We start from the raw sequence: 431 nt of genomic DNA on the forward strand, positions 1-431 counted from the left end.
CGCCCGAGCCCTCGATACCGATCGTGCCGCCCGTGGTGGTCCCGATCGAACGGTTCTCGAGCATCAGGATGAACACGGCGTCGTAGCGCGGGATGCCTTCCACGTTGAAGGCGGCCTGCTGGGCCTGCGCGAAGGTGATCGGCGCCTGCGTCTGGGTCGGCGTCACGAGCGTGGCCGAGCTGATGCCCTGCAGCTTCGCCAGCGAGGGGTCGCCGCCGGCGACCGCGAGGGCGTCCGGATACAGGTCGCCGCGATCGAGCTTGGTGGTCGCGTAGGTGTAGCGGTTGCTCAGCGCGTTGTCCTCGTAGAGGATCGCGGCCTGCTCGGCGCCCGAGAGCTTGCCGGCATCGGCGAGCACGTCGCCGGCCGGGACCGTGACGGACGAGGCCGCGTTGGCCACGCCGGCGCCGCTCAGGCGCGTGGCGAGGTTG

At 71.2% G+C, this 431-nt stretch carries 1 pseudogene; it reads right to left on the minus strand.

The features are described 5' to 3' along the window. Positions 1 to 431 (minus strand): annotated as a pseudogene (locus FQ705_RS03835) (phosphoesterase); the annotation flags it as partial.

Origin of the sequence: Paraburkholderia sp. BCC1884, from assembly GCF_900996225.1 — a bacterium.
Lineage (GTDB): Bacteria > Pseudomonadota > Gammaproteobacteria > Burkholderiales > Burkholderiaceae > Paraburkholderia.